17 protein-coding genes and 1 pseudogene are annotated in these 21,260 nt (G+C 71.5%); 14 read left to right on the top strand and 4 right to left on the bottom strand.

Annotated elements, in window-relative coordinates; genetic code table 11:
• Positions 1–100: 100 nt before the first annotated feature.
• From Aco04nite_RS43065 to Aco04nite_RS43050, 4 genes are all read left to right on the top strand, one after another.
• On the top strand, positions 101–1,825 hold the full coding sequence (locus Aco04nite_RS43065) for a bifunctional lysylphosphatidylglycerol flippase/synthetase MprF (protein ID WP_213002960.1): 1,725 nt from the start codon (positions 101–103) through the stop codon (positions 1,823–1,825).
• Positions 1,822–2,619 (top strand): hypothetical protein, encoded by a 798-nt coding sequence (locus Aco04nite_RS43060; RefSeq protein ID WP_213002959.1) that lies wholly within the window; start codon positions 1,822–1,824, stop codon positions 2,617–2,619. Before Aco04nite_RS43065 ends, Aco04nite_RS43060 begins: the two co-directional genes overlap by 4 nt.
• 2 nt (positions 2,620–2,621) lie before the next feature.
• Positions 2,622–3,656, top strand: a complete 1,035-nt coding sequence (locus Aco04nite_RS43055; protein ID WP_213002958.1) for an alpha/beta hydrolase — start codon at positions 2,622–2,624, stop codon at positions 3,654–3,656.
• Positions 3,657–3,747: 91 nt separating this feature from the next.
• Entirely contained in the window at positions 3,748–4,134 is a 387-nt protein-coding gene (locus Aco04nite_RS43050; protein ID WP_203843798.1) for a PRC-barrel domain-containing protein, read from the top strand.
• Between the two features lie 47 nt (positions 4,135–4,181).
• On the opposite strand, the gene Aco04nite_RS43045 is transcribed toward Aco04nite_RS43050, so the two are convergent.
• Complete coding sequence (locus Aco04nite_RS43045) at positions 4,182–4,598, bottom strand: hypothetical protein (RefSeq protein WP_213002957.1); 417 nt, start codon at positions 4,596–4,598, stop codon at positions 4,182–4,184.
• Between the two features lie 117 nt (positions 4,599–4,715).
• Here Aco04nite_RS43045 and Aco04nite_RS43040 point away from each other — a divergent pair, with 117 nt between their 5' ends.
• Both Aco04nite_RS43040 and Aco04nite_RS43035 read left to right on the top strand, forming a co-directional pair.
• Complete coding sequence (locus Aco04nite_RS43040) at positions 4,716–6,338, top strand: serine/threonine-protein kinase (protein ID WP_244876713.1); 1,623 nt, start codon at positions 4,716–4,718, stop codon at positions 6,336–6,338.
• Between the two features lie 60 nt (positions 6,339–6,398).
• Positions 6,399–7,436, top strand: coding sequence for an SDR family oxidoreductase (locus tag Aco04nite_RS43035; RefSeq protein ID WP_213002956.1), 1,038 nt, complete (start codon positions 6,399–6,401; stop codon positions 7,434–7,436).
• Here Aco04nite_RS43035 and Aco04nite_RS43030 read toward each other — a convergent pair.
• Positions 7,423–8,553 (bottom strand): erythromycin esterase family protein, encoded by a 1,131-nt coding sequence (locus Aco04nite_RS43030; protein WP_244876712.1) that lies wholly within the window; start codon positions 8,551–8,553, stop codon positions 7,423–7,425. The two genes, Aco04nite_RS43035 and Aco04nite_RS43030, sit on opposite strands and share 14 nt — an antisense overlap.
• A gap of 127 nt (positions 8,554–8,680) precedes the next feature.
• Here Aco04nite_RS43030 and Aco04nite_RS43025 point away from each other — a divergent pair, with 127 nt between their 5' ends.
• The gene (locus tag Aco04nite_RS43025) at positions 8,681–9,376 is read left to right on the top strand and encodes a TioE family transcriptional regulator (protein ID WP_213002955.1); all 696 of its coding nucleotides are present in this window, start codon (positions 8,681–8,683) and stop codon (positions 9,374–9,376) included.
• Between the two features lie 253 nt (positions 9,377–9,629).
• Positions 9,630–10,658: pseudogene (locus tag Aco04nite_RS43020) on the top strand (RNA polymerase sigma factor); the annotation flags it as partial.
• Between the two features lie 9 nt (positions 10,659–10,667).
• Here the strand turns inward: Aco04nite_RS43020 and Aco04nite_RS43015 are convergent.
• Entirely contained in the window at positions 10,668–11,597 is a 930-nt protein-coding gene (locus tag Aco04nite_RS43015) for an acyl-ACP desaturase (RefSeq protein ID WP_213002954.1), read from the bottom strand.
• 170 nt (positions 11,598–11,767) lie between these two features.
• Here Aco04nite_RS43015 and Aco04nite_RS43010 point away from each other — a divergent pair, with 170 nt between their 5' ends.
• The 6 genes from Aco04nite_RS43010 (at position 11,768) to Aco04nite_RS42985 (ending at position 20,693) form a co-directional block, all read left to right on the top strand.
• Positions 11,768–15,919, top strand: coding sequence for a SpoIIE family protein phosphatase (locus Aco04nite_RS43010; RefSeq protein ID WP_244876710.1), 4,152 nt, complete (start codon positions 11,768–11,770; stop codon positions 15,917–15,919).
• Positions 15,916–16,215 (top strand): STAS domain-containing protein, encoded by a 300-nt coding sequence (locus Aco04nite_RS43005; RefSeq protein ID WP_213002953.1) that lies wholly within the window; start codon positions 15,916–15,918, stop codon positions 16,213–16,215. Before Aco04nite_RS43010 ends, Aco04nite_RS43005 begins: the two co-directional genes overlap by 4 nt.
• Positions 16,216–16,276: 61 nt before the next feature.
• Complete coding sequence (locus Aco04nite_RS43000; protein ID WP_213002952.1) at positions 16,277–16,732, top strand: Fur family transcriptional regulator; 456 nt, start codon at positions 16,277–16,279, stop codon at positions 16,730–16,732.
• A complete protein-coding gene (gene katG, locus Aco04nite_RS42995) occupies positions 16,729–18,996 on the top strand; it encodes a catalase/peroxidase HPI (protein ID WP_213002951.1) in 2,268 nt (755 codons plus the stop codon). The genes Aco04nite_RS43000 and katG overlap by 4 nt, the downstream gene beginning before the upstream one ends.
• Before the next feature lie 249 nt (positions 18,997–19,245).
• Complete coding sequence (locus Aco04nite_RS42990) at positions 19,246–19,683, top strand: hypothetical protein (protein WP_213002950.1); 438 nt, start codon at positions 19,246–19,248, stop codon at positions 19,681–19,683.
• 8 nt (positions 19,684–19,691) lie between these two features.
• A complete protein-coding gene (locus tag Aco04nite_RS42985; protein ID WP_213002949.1) occupies positions 19,692–20,693 on the top strand; it encodes a hypothetical protein in 1,002 nt (333 codons plus the stop codon).
• Positions 20,694–20,789: 96 nt separating this feature from the next.
• Here the strand turns inward: Aco04nite_RS42985 and Aco04nite_RS42980 are convergent.
• The coding region (locus Aco04nite_RS42980; RefSeq protein ID WP_213002948.1) for a hypothetical protein at positions 20,790–21,260 on the bottom strand (471 nt) is incomplete at its 5' end.

Here is a 21,260-nt window from a genome sequence, read left to right as displayed (position 1 = left end):
TGCGGCCCCAGGGCCCTGTCACTCATCACCACCCGGGCAGGCTCGCGGGTGTGCACGGCACCCACGGGTAACGGGAACGGGGTGGACCTAGGCTCCAGGGGTGAGAGCGTCGAATCTCGCCGGCCGGATGCGCCGGGACCGTACCCGCCGGGTGGCTTCCGGGGCCGTGGTGGTGCTGGCCGTCGCGGGCATTCTCTCGGCGCTCGCGCCGCCGTTGCGAGGGCGGCTCGATCCGCTGCTGGACGTGCTCCCGCTCGGGGTTCCGCTGGGCGCGCAGACCGTGCTGATCCCGGTGTCGGTGGCGTTGTTGCTGCTCGCGCGGGGTCTGCGGCTCGGGGTGCGGCAGGCGTGGGCGGTCGCCACCGGGCTCCTGCTGGTGTCGGTGGCGCTGCACGTGCTCAAGGGGATCGACCTGCCGGAAGCGGTTCTCGACCTGCTGCTCGCCGGCTGGCTCTCCGTGCAGGTGGGTGCGTTCCCGGTGCGGGTGAACCGCGCGCATGCCCGGCGGTCGCTGCTGATGCTGGCGGGCGGTGCGGTGGTGACGGTTGCCGTCTGTTCGGGGCTGGTGGTGCTGGTCGGGACGTGGCGGCATCCGCGGGAGACCGTGGTGGCGGTCGTGCAAAGGCTCATCGGGGTACGCGAGGAGCCGCTGGACCGGCTGCGCGGTGGCCACGGCGGCGCGCTGACCCCGATGGTCACGCCGGCGCTGCTCGCCCTCGGGTTGTGCCTGATCGTGCTGCTGCTGTGGGCGGTGTTCGCGCCACGGTCGGCGCCCGAACTGACCGTCCCGCAGCAGGGCGCTGCCCGGGAACGGGCCCGCGCGATCGTGACCGAGCACGGCGGTGACACCCTGGACTACTTCGCGCTGCGCGACGACAAGGACTACTTCTTCGGCGAGGAGAGTACGGGCGGCCTGGTCGCGTACAGCGTACGCAGAGGGGTGTGCCTGGTCTCGCCCGATCCGATCGGCCCACCGGCGCGACGCGGTGCCCTGCTCGCGGAATTCCTGGCGTTCGTGGAGGAGCACGGCTGGGCGGTCGCGGTCGTGGGTGCCCGCGAGGAGTGGCTCCCGCTGTACGAGGCCGCCCGCCTGCGCCCCGTGTACCTGGGTGACGAGGCGATCCTGGACTGCCCGGGGTTCTCGTTGCAGGGCTCGCGGATGAAGGGGCTGCGGGGAGCCGTGAACCGGGTCCGCAAGGCAGGTGTCGAGGTGACGTTCCACGATCCGGCCACGATGACGCCCGAGGAGTCCGCGGACGTGCTGGCCATGGCGGGTGAGAGCCGTCAGGGCCCGGCCGAGCGCGGGTATTCGATGACGTTGTCGCGGCTGTTCGATCCCGCTGACACCGGGCTGCTGCTGTCCGTGGCCCGGTTCGCGGACGGCCGCCCGGCCGGGTTCATCCAGTGGGTGCCCGCCGCCGGTATCGACGGGTATTCGCTGGACGTGATGCGGCGCAGCACCGAGGACGGCGTACCCAACGGCCTGACCGATTTTCTGATCGTCGCCACGGCCGAGCACCTGGCCGGGCGGGGCATGCGCGGGCTGGGCCTCAACTTCGCCGTCCTGCGGGAGATCGTCGCCGGGGAACGAGCCGGCCGGATCGCCGAGGTCGGCCGCCGGGTGCTGCACACGCTGTCGCGCCGGTCGCAGATCGAGTCGCTGTGGAAGTTCAACGCCAAGTACGACCCGCAGTGGCGGGCCCGGTACGTGATCCTGGACGCGCTGGACTCCGCGGCGGCGCAGAGCCTGGCCATCGCCGAGGCCGAGGGGATCACCGAGCTTCCCGGCATCGGCCGCGTCCTGCGCCGCCCCACCGCGTCGTGAACCTCCTGCTCGCCGTCGCGGCCGCGGCGGCGTACGCGGCCGGCTCCGTCCTGCAGGCGTCGGCGGCCCGCCGGTTCGGCACGCTGGGAGCGCTCGCCGTGTCCCCGATGTATCTCGCCGGGCTGGCAGCGGACGCGATCGCGTGGGTGCTGTCGCTGGCGGCGCTGCGCGGCCTGCCGGTCTACGTCGTGCAGGCGGTCCTGGCCGGGTCGCTGGCCCTGACCGTCCTGCTGGCGGCCGCGGTCCAGCGCGCGATGCCGCGCCTGCGTGACCTGGGCGCCGTCGCGGTGCTGGTCGCGGCGCTCGCGGTCCTCGCGTTCTGCGGCCGGGAACAACCCGCGCCCGTACTGTCGGGTGGTGCGCAGTGGAGCCTCGCCGTCGCCGGGTTCGCCGTCGCGGCGGCCGCCGGGCTCGCGGTGCTGCTGGCCGGGCGTACCGACCGCCGTGGCCTCGTGCTCGCCGTGCTGGCCGGACTGGCGTTCTCGATGACCGCGCTCGCCGGGCGGGCCGTGACCGTGCGCGATCCGCTGCCCCTGACGCTGGCCGAGCCGTTGCTGTGGGTCGTGGTCGCCAGTGGGGTGGCGGGGACCGCGGCCTATGCGGCGGCTCTGCGGCGCGGCACGGTCGCACCGGTCACCGCGCTGCTCTGGGCGGTCGAGGTGATCGTCCCGGCGGCGGTGGCGATCCCGCTGCTCGGCGACGAGATCCGCGCCGGTGGGGTGCCGGCTGCCGTCCTCGCGCTGGTCGCGGTGGTCGCGGCGACGGCGGTGCTGGCCGGGGCCACTCCGGAATGACCGTGACGTTCGACCCGGACGTGCTGCGGGCGCTGACGCCGCATGGCGCGTGGTTCGGCTCGTGGCCGCCGATACTCGTGCTCGCACTGGCCTGCGCGGCCCTGGTCACCGTCGGGGTGCGGCGACGGCGGCGACGGGTCCCGACACTGGTCGCCGCGGGGCTCGTGCTGCTGGTGGGCGTGGTGGCGGGGGTCAACGCGGTGATCGGCTACGTCCCGACGACGGACGCTGCCCGGGTCATGCTCGGCGGGACGCTCCCCGGGCTCGCCGGCAGCCTGCACGAGGTGCGGGTGGGCGCACCCGACCTGGGCATACCCGAGGCGGCCACGTACGTCTACCTGCCACCCGGCTACCGGGGCGGCTCGGGCCCGCGGTACCCGGTCGTCTACCTCTTCCACGGCACACCCGGGCGCGCGGCCGACTGGTTCGCCGCCGGGAACGCCGCCCGGGCCCTCGACGTCCTGATCACCCGCCGGCTCGTCCCGCCGATGATCGCGGTGGCGCCGGACCTCAACGGCGGCGGCCTGCACGACACCGAGTGCCTGGACGACCCGGCCGGCGGGCGACAGGTGGAGACGTACCTGCGCACCCGGCTCGTGCCGTGGGTCGACGGTCACTACGACACCGATCCGGAGCCGGCGGCGCGCCTGCTCGCGGGCATGTCCGCCGGTGGGTTCTGCGCGCTCGACCAGGGGTTGCGACACCGCGACACGTACGGGCCGATCATCTCGATCCTGCCGTTCGGCGACCCGGGTGGCGACTGGCGGGAACGCCTCGGCCCGCAACGGTTCGCCGCGGTCTCCCCCAGCAGCTATCTGCCTACGATCGCGTTGCCCGGGCCCGTCCCGGTCTTCCTCTGCACCGGCGAGGAGACGTCACGCGCCGAGCGGGACGGCATCGACGCGCTGCAGGCCCAGTTGACCGCACGCGGCGAACCCGTCGCGCGCCATGACGTGGGCGACGGCCACTCCTGGCGTACCGCGCGGATCTGCCTGCCCTATGGCCTGGTCTTCGCCGCGCGCTACCTGCCGCAGTGATGCCCGGCAATCGCCTGATCGCGTAGTTTGGACACTTTTCCCACGGGCAGATCTGCCGCAGCACTTTCCCCGCCCCTGGAAAGGAATTGCCGTGCTGACCCAGAACGACATCTTCCAGCTCAGCGACGCCACCGTGTACGACTTCGACGGCGACAAGATCGGCTCCGTCGGGCAGGTCTTCCTGGACGCCCGCACCGGAGACCCGGAATGGGTGACCGTCAGGACCGGCCTGTTCGGCACGAAGGAGACGTTCGTGCCGCTGCAGCGTGCCAGCGTGGACGGTGACCGCCTCACCGTCCCGGTGGACAAGGCCACCGTCAAGGACGCCCCGCGGATCGACGCGGACAGCGCCCTGACGTTCGCCGAGGAGAAGGAGCTCTACGAGTACTACGGCTCCCCCGCTCTCGCTCCGGGTGCCACGCGTGCCCGCCTGCGCAAGCACGTGATGACCGAGGAGCAGCCGGGCAGCCGCCACTGAGCCGTCGATGAGGAGCCGGCACCCGTGGAGGGTGCCGGCTTCCCGCGTCAGCCGCCCTTCTGGCCCGGGCAGTTGATCGCGGCCGGCACCGTGATGACGGTGCTGCCCGCGCCGACGGTCACCTGGGTGACGCCCACGCCGTCGGTCACGCCGCCCTCGGGGTGGACCCAGACGTTGTGCAGGTCCGTGAAGCCCGCACCGGTGCCGTCCGTGACGAAGGTGCTCGTGCCGGAGAAGACGCCGATGCCGGTCGCGGCGTACGACGTGCCGGGCAGGCCGCCCGCGACCGTGACCCGCACGTGCGCGCCGAGGTCGTCGCAGTAGACGCCGAGGTACTGCTCCGCGGTGACCGTGCCGATGGGCGACTGCACCGTGTCCGCCGAGGCGGCCACCGGAGCCACGAAGATCGCTGCGAGCGCCGCACCTCCGGCGGCGAGGCCGAGGGCACGTGGATGTCTGATCATGAGTGATCCTCCCCGTTTCATCGGCTTTCCCATATTTTGGGGTGCCGAGTGACGCAACGCGAACTCTAGTCAGCCGGGACAAGGGGGTGTCCCAGTGACGCTGATAGATTGCGCGGCGTGCCCAGCAAGCCCCTGCGACCTCACGATCCGCGCGCCCTGGGCGGATATGAGCTGCTCGCAGTGCTCGGCGAGGGCGGTATGGGCGCCGTCTACCTGGCGCAGGACCGGTGGGGGCAGCTCGTCGCCATCAAGATCATCAGGCCGGAGTACGCCGCGCAGGCCGAGTTCCGGGGCCGGTTCCGCAGCGAGGTCACCCGGGCCCGCCAGGTGCCGCCGTTCTGCACCGCCGCGGTCCTCGACGCCGACCCCGACCACGAGACGCCCTACCTCGTCGTCGAGTACGTCGACGGTCCCGACCTCGCCGACGTCGTCGCTGAGCAGGGGCCCCTGACCGGTGGTGGCCTGCACAGCGTCGCGGTCGGCGTGGCCACCGCGCTGGTCGCGATCCACGGCGCGGGCGTCATCCACCGGGACCTCAAACCACGCAACGTGTTGTTCGCACTCGGCTCTCCGAAGGTCATCGACTTCGGCATCGCCCGCGCCTTCGAGTCGACCAGCGAGCACACGCGTACCGATCAGATGGTCGGCACGTTGTCCTACATGGCCCCGGAGCGGCTGGACGGCGCCCCGATCAGCCCCGCGGTGGACGTCTTCGCGTGGGGCGTGCTCATCGCGTTCGCGGCCACCGGGCGGACGCCGTTCGCCGCCGACTCCCCCACCGCGACCGCCGTGCGCATCCTCACCGGCCGGCCCGACCTCGGCAGGCTCACCGGCAACCTGCGGCACCTCGTCGACCGGTCCCTCGCGAAGGACCCCACCGCCCGGCCGACCGCCCAGGAACTGCTCGACGCCCTGCTCAGAGCCGGGGCCGGCGCGCCCGCCCCCGCCCTGCAACGTGACGCCGCCCTGCCACGTGCCGCTGCCCTCCCGGACAACTCTGCCCTGCCACGCGTGTCGGCCCTGCCACCCGGGCCGGTGCCGCCCGACCCCGAACCACGCCGTCCCCGGCGCGGCCGCCGGGTAGCCGTGGCCACCGCGGTCGCCGCCGTGATCGCGGCCGCGGTGGGCGTACCCCTCGGGTTGCGGTCCGCTCTGCATGAGGGACCGACGCTCGCCGCCTCCGCACAGCCTTCCCCTTCGCCTTCTGACCCCGGCGTCGATCTGTTCGCCAAGCCCTCGGACTGGAAAGCGGTGAAGGCGAAGAAGTACAGCTGCTCACTGGGGGACGACGGGCTCAAAGTGGTCAGCGATTACAACTTCGACGGCGTCACCTGCCCCGGGCCGGCCGCGGTCGCCCGCGACCAGACCATCACGGTCGATGTCCGCGAGATGAGCACCGACGCGGCCGCGATGATCTGGTTCCACCGCGTCGGCAAGGCCGGTTACCGGGTGGAGGTGGATCGCGACGGGGTCTGGCTGCTGATCGCCAACCTGGACGGCAGCGGCGCGTCGATCGGCGGCGCCGAATACACGGTGAAGCCGTCGGCCGGCTACCGGGTCACGATCGAGATCGCCGACGACGTCGCCACGGTCCGCATCGACGGCACGAAGGTGTACGCCTCGGTCGTCGGCGCGCCCGGCCTGGAGAAGGGCACGGTGGCGCTCGGCCTGGCCGCCCGCTCCGACACGGCTCCCGCCGATCACGTGCTCTACTCCCACGCGGAGGTCCGGGGGTCCTGACGGGCCCCTGGCTCGAGGGGGTGCTGGTTCGGCGGCCTGGCCAGCGGGATCGTCAACCGCATGACCCCACAGCGCGTTCTGGTGACCGGCGGTTCCGGCTTCATCGCCGGTCACTGCATCCTGCAACTGCTCGAGCAGGGCTATCTCGTACGCACAACCGTGCGCTCCCTCGACCGCGAAGCCACCGTACGGGCGGTCCTCACCGACGCCGGCATGGTCAACGGTGCCGCGCTGAGTTTCGTGGCCGCCGACCTGATGAACGACGCCGGCTGGGCCGACGCGGTCGCCGGGTGCGACTTCGTCCTGCACGTGGCGTCCCCGGTGCACCTGCGGAACGTGAAGAACGAGGACGACGTCATCGCCCCCGCCCGCAACGGCACCCTGCGTGTCCTGCGTGCCGCCCGCGACGCCGGCGTGAAACGGGTCGTGCTCACCTCGGCCTTCCACGCCGTCGGCTACGGGCATCCCCGCTCCGGCCACACGTTCAACGAGGACGACTGGACCGTGCTGCGGGGGCCGGGCGTGGACGCGTACGGCAGGAGCAAGACCCTCGCAGAGCGTGCCGCCTGGGATTTCGCCGCCACCGGGAGTGACGCGCCAGAGCTGGCCACGATCCTGCCCGTCGCGGTGATGGGCCCGGTCATGGGCAGGGAGATCTCCGGCGCGAACCACATCGTCCAGCGCAGCCTCGACCGGGAGATGCCCGGCTATCCGAACCTCTACATCCCGATCGTGGACGTCCGTGACGTCGCGGCCGCGCACCTGCTCGCCATGACCACGCCGGGCGCCGCAGGTCAGCGCTTCCTGGTCTCGAGCGGAGCGCCGATCCCGCTGCGGCAGATCGGAGCAATCCTGCGGGACAACCTCGGCGACGCCGCCCGCAACGTGCCGACCCGCGCCATCCCCGACGTGGTGGTGCGGGCCGCCGCGATCTTCGTCCGGGAGTTCCGCGCGTTCGTACCCGATCTCGGCTACGCCAAGAGGATCTCGAACGACAAGGCCCGCCGGGTGCTGGGCCTGCGACCGCGCACCAGCGAGGAGGCCGTGCTCGCCTCCGCGACGAGCCTCATCGCCAAGGGACTGGTCAAGCGTCCTTGACGTAGAGGATCCCGTCGACGCGGGACAGGCCGGCCGGGTCCAGCGGGGCGTAGCCGTACCAGGGGGACACGCGGGGTACGAGTCTGTCGGCGGCGAGTTCGCGAGGGTCCACGACGGCCCGGTCCAGCGTCGCCTCCACGGTGCCCGGGGGCGGGGCTTCCACGCCGTGGTCACGCAGGGTGCCGATGGCGGTGGCCAGGAACGCGTAGTCGTCGCCGGCCAGGGCGCCGGCGCTCCACCACTCGATCTGCTCGCCGCCCATGTTCATGCTGCTCCTGTCGCGCTGCAGGTGACTGTTGTGGGCGTACACCAGGGTGGGTCCGCGCTCGGCGAGGGCGCGCAGGTTGTTTGCCATCATCAAGTCCCGCAGCGCGCAGATCCGTGCGAGGCGGCCCGGGGACTCGTCCGCCATCGCGGAGTGATAGCGGAGCAGGCCTGCGGCGGTCCGGGCGTGCAGGTGCGCCCGCTCCCACTCGTCCGGGGTCGACGCCGCGATCAGGTGCGGAGCCTGCAGGTCGAGCAGGGTCACCAGGTCGTCGGCGAGGATCCGCAGCTCACGGGCCTCGGCTGTCCGCCCTGCGGACTGCGACGGGTCGCGCATCGCGGCCGGGTGGGTCCACCGGTCGTCGGCGCCGAGCAGGTCGCCGAGCGTCTGCGCCGTGCAGGGCAGCAGGGCGGCGTCGACCCGGCCCGCGAGGTAGGTGTGCAGGGCGGTAAGGGCCTGGCGGGGGCTCGCCGCGGCGGTGATCTCCAGCGGTCCGTCGAACCCGGCGAAGCGCACCCGGCCGGACGCGGGCCGGGCCTCGTTGTGGTCGCGCATCCAGGACACGAGGGCGCGATTGCCCGCGTACGCGCCCCACTCGTGACTGAAGCCCCGTGCCATGACCTCGTCGAGAGTGCCCGTGCCGGACGTGACGTGGTCGTCGACGATCAGGCCCATCAGGCAGTCGCTCTCGAGGGCGATCGTCGTGTATCCCTCCTGCTCGACGAGCTCACGGAAGAGCTCGTTTCGTGCCGCGAGCAGGGCCTCCGAACCGTGGGTGGGTTCACCCACGGCCAGCAGGCGCGGCCGGGCGCCGAGCAGGGCCATGACGGAATCTTTCGTGCCAGCTGTCATGCCTTGAACGCTATCGTTGAACCCTCGATTTAAACTTTTCCGCAAAAGTGCCTGTTCGATGGGGAAAAACCTTCAAATGCCAGAGCAACTCAGGTGGTAGGTCAACTCAGGTGGTAGGGCAGCTCAGGTGGTAGGTCAGCTCAGGCCGGTCGACCTGGCCCGGCGGCACGGGCTGTCCACCCAGGCGGTCCGCAACTACGAGGCGGACGGCATCCTTCCTGAGGCAGGGCGCACCGACCACGGCTACCGCACCTACACCCCGCGGCACGCGCAGGCCCTGGACGCATTCCTCGCGCTCGTCCCGGGTCACGGCCACCGGTGCGCCACGGCGATCATGCAGGCGGTCAACCGGGACGCCGTCGGGGACGCGTTACGGCTCATCGACGAGAGTCACGCTCAGTTGCTCGACGACCGTCACACCCTGCACGCGGTCGAGGCAGCGCTGCGTGATCTCGAGCCGGCCCCGCAGCGGGGCGGCGACATGTTCGTCGGCACGCTGGCGAGAAAACTCGGCATCCGCCCCGCCACGCTGCGCAAATGGGAGCGCGCCGGTCTGGTCCAGCCCCGGCGCGACCCGCGGACGGGCTATCGGATCTACACCGCGGCCGATGTACGCGACGCGCTGCTCGCCCATCAGCTCAGGCGCGGTGGCTACCCGCTGGACCGGATCGCCCCGGTGATCGCCCAGGTCCGCTCGGCCGGCGGCGTCGCGCCGCTGGCCGCCATGCTGCACGACTGGCACGCCCGCCTCACCACGAGAAGCCGCGCCATGCTCGCCGGCGCGGCGGCGCTGGACGCCCTCCTCACAGCGGGCCCCGGATGACCTACCATGCGGTACTACGGCGAGCAGCTACAATAGGGGAAGCTCAACGTCATGTAGGCGAAAGCCAGATGGCCTCTCCGCGGGCGGATCCGCTCGCGACGCCCACGAGACCATCTCGGGAGTAGCGCACATGCCAGCAACCACCACCTCCACCAAGACCAGCGCCGCCAAGGCAACCGCGACGAAGACGAAAGCCGCCGCGACGAAGACCCGGGCCAAGGCTGACTCCGCCAAGGCCGATTCCGCCAAGGCCGATCCCGCCACCGCCGCTCCGGCCGAGGACGCCGCCGTCGAGGGCGAGGACGGGTTCGCCTGGGACGAGCAGGAGTCGGTCGCGCTGGCCCAGGCCCGCGCGGAAGCGCAGACCACGGCCTCCACCGACACCGTGCGGGCCTATCTGCGCCAGATCGGCCGGGTCCCGCTGCTCAGTGCCGACGAGGAGGTCACCCTCGCGAAACGCATCGAGGCCGGCCTCTACGCCACCGAGCTGTTGCGCGAGGCCGACGGCAGCTTCGACCGCGAGCGCACCCGTGACCTCATGTGGGTCACCCGGGACGGCGAGCGCGCGCGTCACCACCTGCTCGAGGCCAACCTGCGCCTCGTGGTCTCGCTGGCCAAGCGTTACACCGGCCGCGGCATGGCGTTCCTGGACCTCATCCAGGAGGGCAACCTGGGCCTGATCCGCGCGGTCGAGAAGTTCGACTACACCAAGGGCTTCAAGTTCTCCACGTACGCCACCTGGTGGATCCGTCAGGCCATCAGCCGCGCCATGGCCGACCAGGCCCGCACCATCCGCATCCCGGTGCACATGGTGGAGGTCATCAACAAGCTCGGCCGCATACAGCGTGAGCTGCTGCAGAGCCTGGGCCGCGAGCCCACCCCGGAGGAGCTCGCCAAGGAGATGGACATCACCCCGGACAAGGTGCTGGAGGTCCAGCAGTACGCCCGGGAGCCCATCTCCCTCGACCAGGGTGTCGGCACCGACGGCGACGCCCTCTTCGGTGACTTCATCGAGGACAGCGAGGCCGTCGTCGCGCTCGAAGCGGTGAGCTTCACGCTGCTGCAGGACCAGCTCGAGTCCGTGCTCGCGACGCTCACCGAGCGCGAGGCCGGCGTGGTCCGCCTGCGTTACGGCTTCAAGGACGGCAAGGCCTGGACGCTCGACGAGATCGGCCAGGTCTACGGCGTCACCCGCGAGCGGATCCGCCAGATCGAGTCGAAGACGATGTCGAAGCTGCGGCACCCGGCGCGCTCGCAGCTCCTCCGCGACTACCTCTCCTGACGGCTACATCTACTTCTTCAGGTTCCGCAACCGGCGCGCTTCGCGCTTCTCGTCGAACCGCGTCGCCTGGGTGTTGAGGTCACGCATCTGCGTGGCCAGCTCCTCGCGGGCCTTCTCGCCCTCGGCGCCGAGGTTCGTGCGGTCCCAGACGTTCCACTGGCGCAGCACGGGCGCGATCACGTCGTCGTGGTGCTGGCGCAGGTCGTAGATGCCGGCCAGCGCGATCGAGAGCGCCTTACGGCCGAAGCCCTCGATGTTGGCGCCGGGCATCTCGAAGTTGGCGACCACGTCGGTCACGGCGCGCATGGCCTGGTCCGGGGCGAGTTCGAACGCCGCCGCGAGCAGGTCCCGGTAGAACACCATGTGCAGGTTCTCGTCCGCGGCGACCCGGGCCAGCAGCTGATTGGCGATCGGGTCGTTCGTGGCCGTACCCGTGTTGCGGTGGGAGATCCGGGTGGCCAGCTCCTGGAACGCGACGTACGCGATCGACTGCAGGATCTCGTCGTCGTGCGCGTTGGCGTAACCGGCCTCCATGTGTGACATCCGGGCCCGCTCCAGCGCGACCGGGTCCACGGCCCGGCTCACCGTCAGGTAGTCGCGGATCGCGATGCCGTGCCGGCCCTCCTCGGCCGTCCACCGGTGCACCCAGGTCCCCCAGGCGCCGTCCCGGCCGAACAGGGTCGCGATCTCATGGTGGTACGACGGCAGGTTGTCCTCGGTGAGCAGGTTCACGATCAGGGCGGTCCGCGCGACCTCGGGCAGCGTCGAGTCGTCGTCGCGCCACGGCTCGCCGCCGAGCAGACCGTCGAAGGTGCGCCCGTCGCTCCACGGCACGTACTCGTGGGGGAACCACTCCTTGGCCAGCGACAGGTGCCGGTTCAGGTTGGTCTCCACCACCGGCTCCAGCTCGATGAGCAGTGCCTTCTGGTCCATGGACATGCGAGTTCCTCCCTGATGGTCCCCCGGCGTAGATTCCGGATTCCGCAGCGCCGGGCACCTCCACCGCACCCGGTGGATGGAGTCCGGAGGACTTTCCGTTGTTCGCTGCGTATCCTACGAGCCGCTGATGTGCCTCGCTCCTGCGCACCGGATGATGCGCCGCGACATGGATGGACAGGGAGAACCGGGTCATGGGCAGTGCTGAGCGGGGAACGCCGCCCGGTGATGAGGTGTTCGCCGGTGACGGCGGTGTCGGCCGTGACCTCGCCGCGGTGCCGTGGGAGTCGACCCCGCTGGGTACGCCGGAGAGCTGGCCGCAGAGTCTGCGCACCGCCGTCGACATCCTGCTGTCGTCACGTTTCCCCATGTGGATGGCCTGGGGCCCGGAGCTGACGTTCTTCTGCAATGCCGCCTACCGGCGCGACACGCTGGGCGACAAGTACCCGTGGGCGCTGGGCCGGCCGGCGAGCGAGGTGTGGGCGGAGATCTGGGGCGACATCGGGCCCCGCATCGAGACCGTGCTGTCCACCGGCGAGGCGACCTGGGACGAGGCCCTGCTGCTGTTCCTGGAGCGGTCGGGATACACCGAGGAGAGCTATCACACGTTCTCCTACAGCCCGTTACGCAACGATGACGGCTCCCCGATCGGCATGCTGTGCGTAGTCAGCGAGGAGACCGATCGGGTGATCGGTGAGCGGCGGATGGCCACGCTGCGTGACCTCGGCTCCGATCCGAGCTCGATCCGCACGGAACAGCAGATGCTCGCCGCCGCCGGTGCCCAGCTGGCCCACAACCTGCGTGACCTGCCGTTCACCCTGACCTACCTGTTCGACGGCTCGAACGCCCGGCTGGCGGCGTCGACCGGGATCGCGAGGGGGCACCCGGCGGCCCCGGCGGTGCTGGTCGCGGGCGACTCGCCGGTGTGGCCGCTGGCGGCCGCGACCCGGGGCGAAGCGGTGCTGGTCGAGCTGGACGCGTCCTTCGCCGGTCTGCCGGCCGGCGATTGGGACGAGCCACCCACGCAGGCGTTGCTGGTGCCGTTGCTTCGGCAGGGCGCCGCACCGTACGGCTTCCTGGTCGCCGCGCTCAACCGCTACCGCGCGCTCGACAGCGGGTACCGCGGCTTCATCGAGCTGACCGCCGGGCACCTCGCGGCGGGGGTCGCGAGCGCCCGCAGCTACGAGGCCCAGCAGCGGCGCGCGGAGGAGCTCTCCGAGCTGGACCGCGCCAAGACGACGTTCTTCTCCAACATCAGCCACGAGTTCCGTACCCCGCTGACCCTGATCATGGGGCCGCTGGAGGACCTGCGCGCCCGATCGGGCGAGGCGGACCCGCGCGTACGCGAGGAACTCGACGTCATCCACCGCAACGGGCTGCGGCTGGGCAAACTCGTCAACGCCCTGCTCGACTTCTCCCGCATCGAGGCCGGCCGCATGCAGGCCCGCTACGAGCCGGTGGACCTGGCCGAGGCCACCGCCGAGCTCGCCAGCGTCTTCCGCTCCGCCGTCGAGCGCGCGGGCCTGAGCTTCGAGGTCGACTGCCCGCCGCTGTCCCAGCCGGTGTACCTCGACCGCGGCATGTGGGAGAAGGTGATCCTCAACCTGCTCAGCAACGCGCTCAAGTTCACCTTCACCGGGAGTGTGCGCGTCGCCGTACAGTCCCTCGCCGGCCAGGCCGTCGTCACCGTGACCGACACCGGCATCGGCGTGCCGCGCAGCGAGATGCCACGGCTGTTCGAGCGCTTCCACCGCATCGAGAACGCCCGCTCGCGCTCGAACGAGGGCAGCGGCATCGGGCTCGCGCTGGTCAAGGAGCTCGTCGAGATGCACGGCGGCACCATCACCGCCGACAGCACAGACGGCCTGGGCACCGCGTTCGTCATCCGCCTGCCGTTCGGCAGCGCCCACCTGCCGGCCGACGCGCTGAGCCCGGCGGGGAGCATGGCCGCCGTCTCCGCCACCGCCGACCCGTACGTCCAGGAGGCCATGCGCTGGCTGCCCGCCGGAGCCGACGACCCGCAGGCGCAGCAGGCCGCCGACGATGCCCGGGCCGGGCACAACCCGGCCGACGTACTGGTCGCCGATGACAACGCGGACATGCGTGACTACCTGACCAGGCTGCTGCGCTCCGCCGGGCACCGCGTGGTCGCCGTCGCGGACGGCCAGGACGCGCTGGACGCCGCCCGGGCCCGCAACCCCGACCTGGTCGTCAGCGACGTCATGATGCCCCGGCTCGACGGGCTGCAGCTCGTGGCCGCCCTGCGCGGAGACCCCCGCACCGCGAGCACGCCCGTGCTGCTGCTCTCCGCGCGCGCCGGGCAGGAGGCGTCCATCGAGGGGCTCGAGGCAGGTGCCGACGACTATCTCGTCAAGCCGTTCTCGTCGGCCGAGCTGCTGGCCCGCGTACGCGCGAATGTCGAACTCGCCCGCCTGCGCAACCACCACACCCGCTGGCGCACCGCCCTGATCGACTCGTTGCAGGAAGCGTTCTTCGTCTGCGACGCGGACGGCGCCGTCATCGAGATCAACTCCACGTTCGCCGACGTCCTCGGGTACGGCCCGGAAGGCCTGCCGTATGCCCCCGTGCACCCCTGGTGGCCGGACCGCGACGCCGACCCGGAGGGATTCCGGCAGGTCGAGGACTCGTTCGCGACGCTGCTCGAGGACACCCGGGGCACGTACACGATCCCCGTGAACCACAGCGACGGGCACCGGCTGTGGGTGGCCGCCGCGTTCAACCAGGTCATGGATCCGGACACCGGCCGGCACGTCATCGTCGGCACGTTCCGCGACGTCACCGCCGAGCACTACGCCGTCCAGCGGGAGAGCGCCCTCGCCGCCGTCAGCGTCCTGCTCTCCCAGGCGGACAGCCTCACCGGTGCGCTGCGGAGCGTGCTGCCCGTACTGAAGGACCTCTGGCGGGCGACCGATGCGTGCGCGGTCGTCTTCGACGGCTCCCCCACCCCCGTGGTGACGGCCACCGGGCAGGACCAGACCTGGACAACCCTTCCCGAGGTACGCCGTGAGGCGGTCACCGCCGTGCGGGAGCAGCCGCTGCTCGTCCCGGTCGCCGACCGGATGGCCGGAGCGGGCATCGCCCTGGAGCACCCGGACGGCACGATGGTCCTCTGGGTGGACCTGGCCGAGCAACGCCCGTTCACCGAGCAGGACCAGACCCTGCTGGCGCTGCTGGCCGGGCACATCGGCCAGGGCCTGCACCGCGTGCACCAGATCGACCAGCAGCGTGAGACCGCGCTGGCCCTGCAGCGCGCCATCCTCGGCCCGGCCCAGCTTCCCGCCGGCTTCGCCGTGCGCTACTCCCCCGCCACCCGCCCGCTGAAGGTCGGCGGGGACTGGTACGACACCGTCACCCTGCCCGACGGGCGCATCGGCATCGTCGTCGGCGACTGCGTCGGCCACGGGCTGGAAGCGGCCACCGTCATGGGCCAGCTGCGCAGTGCCTGCCGGGCCCTGCTGCTGCAGAACATCGACCCCGCGCAGACGCTGACCGCCCTCGACCGGTTCGCCGCCCAGCTGCCCGGTGCGATGTGCGCCACCGTCTTCTGCGGGATCCTCGACCCGGCCACCGGCGAGCTGAAGTACTCCAGCGCCGGGCACCCGCCCGCGGTCGTCACCCACTCCGACGGCAACGCCGACCTGCTCGACCAGGGCCGGTCCCGGCCGCTCGGGGTCCGGGCGAGCGCGGAACGGCCCGAGGCGCTCTACACCGTCCCCGCCCGGGCCACCCTGCTGCTCTACACCGACGGGCTGGTCGAACGCCGCCGCCAGCCGCTCACCGCCGGCATCGACCGCGCCGCCGCCGCCGTGCAGGACGGGCGTGCGGCCCCGCTCGAGGACCTCGCCACCGATCTGATGGACACCATGGCCCCGGCCGGCGGCTACGACGACGACGTGGCGTTGCTGCTCTACCGCCAGCCCGGCCCCCTCGAGCTCGAGTTCGCGGCGGAGGCCACGCGGCTGGCACCCGTACGCACAGCATTGCGCGGCTGGCTCGAACGCTGCGGTGTCGACACCATCACCGCCCAGAACGTCCTCGTCGCCGCAGGGGAGGCGTGCGCCAACGCCATCGAGCACGGCCACCGCCACGCCCGGGCCGGCCGCATCCTGCTGCAGGCAGCCGCCACCGCCGATGATCTGCACCTCACGATCACCGACAGCGGCGACTGGAAGACCCCCCAGCCCGCCGCCAACCCCCACCGGGGACGCGGACTGACCCTGATGAGAGCGCTGATGAGCGAAGTGACCATCACGACCGGTGCCGCCGGCACCATCGTCGGCCTGCAAGCGAGGATCTCCCGATGAGCACCGACCTGACGTTCACCACCGGCCGGCACCCGGACGGCGCCGTCGTGCTCGCCGCCCGCGGGGAGATCGACATGAGCAACGCTGCCGCGTTCGCCGCCGCCCTGAACGACGCGCACGAGCAGGACCGGGCCGGCACGCTGGTCGTCGACCTCACCGCGGTCGAATACCTCGACAGTGCGGGGCTGTCCGCCCTGTTCCCGCATGTCGACCACGTACGGCTGATCGTGACGCCGCTGCTCGCTCCCGTACTCACCGTCGTCGGCCTTTCCGATTTGACCACCGTCGCGGGATGAACCGTCGGTCGCGTCGCCGGGTAAACTTGAACTATTCCAGAAAAGCGAATATGTTCTTGGCGTGACGTCAGACTTCGAGGCGCAGCTACGAGCCGTCTCGTTGCGCGTGACCCGGCCCCGGCTGGCAGTGCTCACCGCGCTGCGCGACCACCCGCACATCGACACCGACACGACGATCGCGCTGGTCCGCGGCGAACACCCGGCGATCTCCCACCAGGCGGTGTATGACGTACTACGGGCCCTCACCGATGCCGGCCTGGTGCGCCGCATCCAGCCCACCGGTGCGACCGCCCGCTACGAGTCCCGGGTGGGAGACAACCACCACCACGTCGTGTGCCGTTCCTGCGGCGCGATCGCCGACGTCGAGTGCGCCGCCGGCCACGCCCCCTGCCTCACCGCCTCGAACGATCAGGGTTTTGTGATCGACGAGGCGGAGGTCGTCTACTGGGGCACGTGCCCCGGTTGCGCGACCGGAAACATCGCCCAGCAATCCGCAAGTCCGGAAGGAAACAGATGAGCGACACCCAGGAGAACGGGCCCGCGAGCGCGCAAGGCGTGGAGTCCGGCGGCTGCCCGGTCGACCACAGCTCCGTGACCGCGCACGGCAGCGAGAGCGAGAACCCCGCGATCGACTCGCCGAAGCCGAAGACCGGCGGGCGTCCGCACACCAACCGTGACTGGTGGCCCAACCAGCTCGACCTCTCCGTGCTGCACGCCCACTCGTCGAAGGGCAACCCGCTCGGCGCGGACTTCAGCTACGCCGCGGAGTTCGCCAAGCTCGACGTCGAGGCCCTCAAGCGCGACATCACCGAGGTTCTCACCAGCTCGCAGGAGTGGTGGCCCGCCGACTTCGGCCACTACGGCGGTCTGATGATCCGGATGAGCTGGCACGCCGCGGGCACGTACCGCATCCAGGACGGCCGCGGTGGCGCCGGCGACGGCGGCCAGCGGTTCGCCCCGCTGAACAGCTGGCCCGACAACGCCAACCTCGACAAGGCCCGCCGCCTGCTGTGGCCGGTCAAGGCGAAGTACGGCCAGCAGATCTCGTGGGCCGACCTGCTCGTTCTCGGCGGCAACGTCGCGCTGGAGTCGATGGGCTTCAAGACCTTCGGCTTCGGCTTCGGCCGTCAGGACGTCTGGGAGCCCGAGGAGATCATCTGGGGCCCCGAGGACACCTGGCTCGGCGACGAGCGCTACGTCTCGGACGACAAGATGGCCGAGGACGTCGGCGCGACCGAGATGGGCCTCATCTACGTCAACCCCGAAGGCCCCCGCGGCAGCGGTGACTTCCGGGCTGCGGCCCACTTCATCCGCGAGACCTTCGCCCGGATGGCGATGAACGACGAGGAGACCGTCGCGCTGATCGCCGGCGGCCACACCTTCGGCAAGACCCACGGCGCGGGCAACGCCGACGGCCACGTCGGCCCGGAGCCCGAGGGCGCCGACCTGGAGACGCAGGGTCTCGGCTGGCTCAGCACCCACGGCAGCGGCAAGGGCGCCGACACGATCACGAGCGGTCTCGAGGTCACCTGGACCGACAAGCCGACGCAGTGGAGCAACCGCTTCTTCGAGATCCTCTTCGGGTACGAGTGGGAGCTCTCCACCAGCCCCGGTGGCGCCAAGCAGTGGGTCGCCAAGGACGCCGAGGCGATCATCCCGGACGCGTACGACGCGACCAAGAAGCACCTGCCGACGATGCTCACGACCGACCTGTCGCTGCGCTTCGACCCCACGTACGAGAAGATCTCCCGCCGGTTCCTCGAGAACCCCGACGAGTTCGCGCTGGCCTTCGCCAAGGCCTGGTACAAGCTCCTGCACCGCGACATGGGCCCGGTCAGCCGCTTCCTCGGCCCGTGGGTCGCCGAGCCGCAGCTCTGGCAGGACCCGGTCCCGGCCGTCGACCACGCCCTCGTGAGCGACGCCGACGTCACCGCCCTCAAGGCCAAGGTCCTCGACGCCGGCCTCACCACCGCCCAGCTGGTCTCCACCGCCTGGGCCTCCGCCGCCAGCTTCCGTTCCACCGACAAGCGCGGCGGCGCCAACGGTGCCCGCATCCGCCTCGAGCCGCAGCGCGGCTGGGCCGTCAACCAGCCCGAGCAGCTCGCCACGGTCCTCAGCACCCTCGAGGGCATCCAGCAGGAGTTCAACGCCGCCGGCGGCGCGACGATCTCCCTCGCCGACCTGATCGTCCTGGCCGGTTCCGCCGCCGTCGAGAAGGGCGCGCAGGACGCCGGCGTCAAGGTCACCGTCCCGTTCCACGCGGGCCGCACCGACGCCACCCAGGAGCAGACCGACGTCGAGTCGTTCCGCGTCCTCGAGCCCCGCGCCGACGGCTTCCGCAACTACCTGCGCGACGGCGAGAAGACCCAGCCGGAGACGCTGCTGCTCGACCGCGCGTACATGCTCAACCTCACCGCACCCGAGATGACCGTCCTCGTCGGCGGCCTGCGCTCCCTCGGCACCAACGTCGACGGCGCCACCCACGGCGTCCTCACCGACAAGCCGGGCGTCCTCACCAACGACTTCTTCGCCAACCTGCTCTCCCCCGGCACCCGCTGGAAGGCGTCGCAGTCCGACGAGCACGTCTACGAGATCCGCGACCTCAGCACCGACGAGGTCAAGTGGACCGCCACCGCGGTCGACCTCATCTTCGGCTCCAACTCCCAGCTGCGCGCCCTCGCCGAGGTCTACGCCAGCAACGACGCCCGCGACAAGTTCGTCACCGACTTCGTCGCCGCCTGGGTCAAGGTCATGGAGCTCGACCGCTTCGACCTCGCCTGATCCAGCACCACCCGCACGTCCCAGCCCGGCCGATCCCGTGATCGGCCGGGCTGTTCTGCAACCCCGCCCGGCCGGTCCGCGCTCGTAGCCGGCGGCCGGCTGACGGGTAGCGGCAGGTGTCCGCGTGGCGGCTTTCGGGCTTCGCAACCTCGCTCGGTACGGCGGGTTGCGAGAGTCTTCGAACATGTGTTCGAATGCAGGTCCAAGTCGTACCGGTGGGGCAGCCGCCGGGATACCGGGAGGTGCCTCGTGCTGGAACCGGTGGTGGACGCGCGCGTGATATCGACGCTGGCCGAGGCGCTCATCGGCCGGGCCGGCGAGTCCGTCGCCTGGGGCGAGCGGGATCTGTTCCGTCCGCTGGCCCGGGCCTACTTCCGGGACCGGGCGCGGGCACTGGGCGGTGCGGGCGTGCCGTTCACCACGCTCATGCTGGAGGCGGCCCGGGTGATCGCGGACCGGCTGGTCGAGGAGGCGCTGCGACCCGGGGGGCCCGGCCTCAGCGGTCTGGACTCCGGTGCGGCTGGGCCGGGGTGGCTGCTGCGGGGGGATGCCCGGACTCATCGGGTCATTGTCGAGGTGCTGACCGGGGCCGGGGGCTGGGCGCCGGACCGGGCTTTCCGGCTCGCCGACTTGATCACGGGGCCGGTGATGCGGGGTGGGGCGTTTCGGCTGGGCGACGCCGCGTGAGGTGGTGGGTGGTCCGGATCGTGGGCGGGGCGGGGATCTGCGTTGTTCTCGCACTGTTGTCCTATGTGGCGGTTCCGTCGCATGCGACAACGATCGTGGCGGTGCGGGAGCAGTGTTCGGCGCTGCCCCACGACGCCTACCCGCACTGCGTCGCGCCCGTTGTGGACAGTCTGCTCAACTGGGTTGCTCGCGGCATGATCGTCGGCGTCGGCGTGGTCGTGGTGTTCGTCGGACTGCAGACGTGGTGGATGCTGCGGGGCAGCGATCGGGTGCCGGACGGGCTCGCGGCGGAACTGGCCGCGCTGGCCGGGGGCGGGCGGCGACCGACGTGGGTGCTGGCGCCTTATGCGTACACGTCGGGGGGTTGTGTTTTCGGGGTGCCGTGGCGGCCCTACGTGCGGCTCGATGTCGGGCTGGTCGTTCTGTTCCGGACCGATCGGGCGCGGTTCCGGGCGGTGGTCGCCCGAGAGCTTGCGCGGATGCGGGCCCGGGCCACCGGCGGGCGCTGTCTCGCGGTGGGGTGCGTGCTCGTGCTGGTGGCGGCGGCACCGCTGACCAGGACCCCCGCGCCGGACCCCGCGACCGCGATCGACGCGTGCCTGCTCGGGTTCTGGGCCGAGGTGCCGCATCTGCAGCCGGCGCTGCTGCGGGATGCGACCGTCGGCTGGGTCGAGCGCGGGGGTGCGATCTGGTCGTTCACCGGCGATGGCGCGGCGACGCTCTACCTGGGCACCGAGACGGTCTCGGCGGTGGCGCACCCCGGCGCGGAGACCGTCGGGACGGTGGCATATTCGGGCGCGGGGACCATTCGGTGGCGGATGGACGCGCGCTCCGGCCGGATGGACCTGGCCGAGCCGGCGGTCAGTGCAACGCTGACCGAGCCGGGTGGGGCTTCCCTGGTCCCGGAGGCCGGGGACTATGCCCTGCCCGGCTCGTATTCGTGCCGTGGCGACACCACGACGGCACCGACCGAGTTGACCACCATCACGCTGCGACGGATCGGGCCGTGAAGCTCAGCGCTGCCACGGCTGCTGCCCGGCATCGCGGCCGGCCTCGGAGCCGTTCCCACGCCGGGTGCGGCAGCAACACCCGCACCCCGGCCGCGGTCACTCCCCGGATGCGAGGAACCACATGAACGCCGTCATGAGTCCGCCCACGACAAGCACATCCCCGGCCAGGACCACGACCATGCGCAGCTGGGGAGCGCCCGCCCAGCCCCCTTGGTAGAACCGGACCGCGGCGAACGGCGACAGTGCCAGCAGGACCGCGGCCGCCGTGAAGGGCACGGAGTAGAGCATGTTCGTGTTCGAGCACGAGTCGCTCATGCACAGGAACGACGCGAAGGCCAGAAACACGAAGTACAACGCGGGCAACACGGCAACGAGCGCGGCGACGCACAGGACGGCGGTCGCCCCTCCCGAGCGCGGGAACCAGGCCGATCGTTGCGGACGGATGATCGGTGGCGCCGCGAGGTCATTCGACGAACTGGTGGACATATAGATGATCATGCCAGGTGGCACGAAAGGGCGGCGTGTCGGCCGGTTGTGCGCGGCCGGGCCGGGCCGGGTGTGCCGGGC

Origin of the sequence: Winogradskya consettensis (assembly GCF_018332715.1) — a bacterium.
In the GTDB taxonomy this organism is placed as follows: domain Bacteria; phylum Actinomycetota; class Actinomycetes; order Mycobacteriales; family Micromonosporaceae; genus Actinoplanes; species Actinoplanes consettensis.
This window is presented reverse-complemented; position numbering and strand designations above follow the sequence as displayed.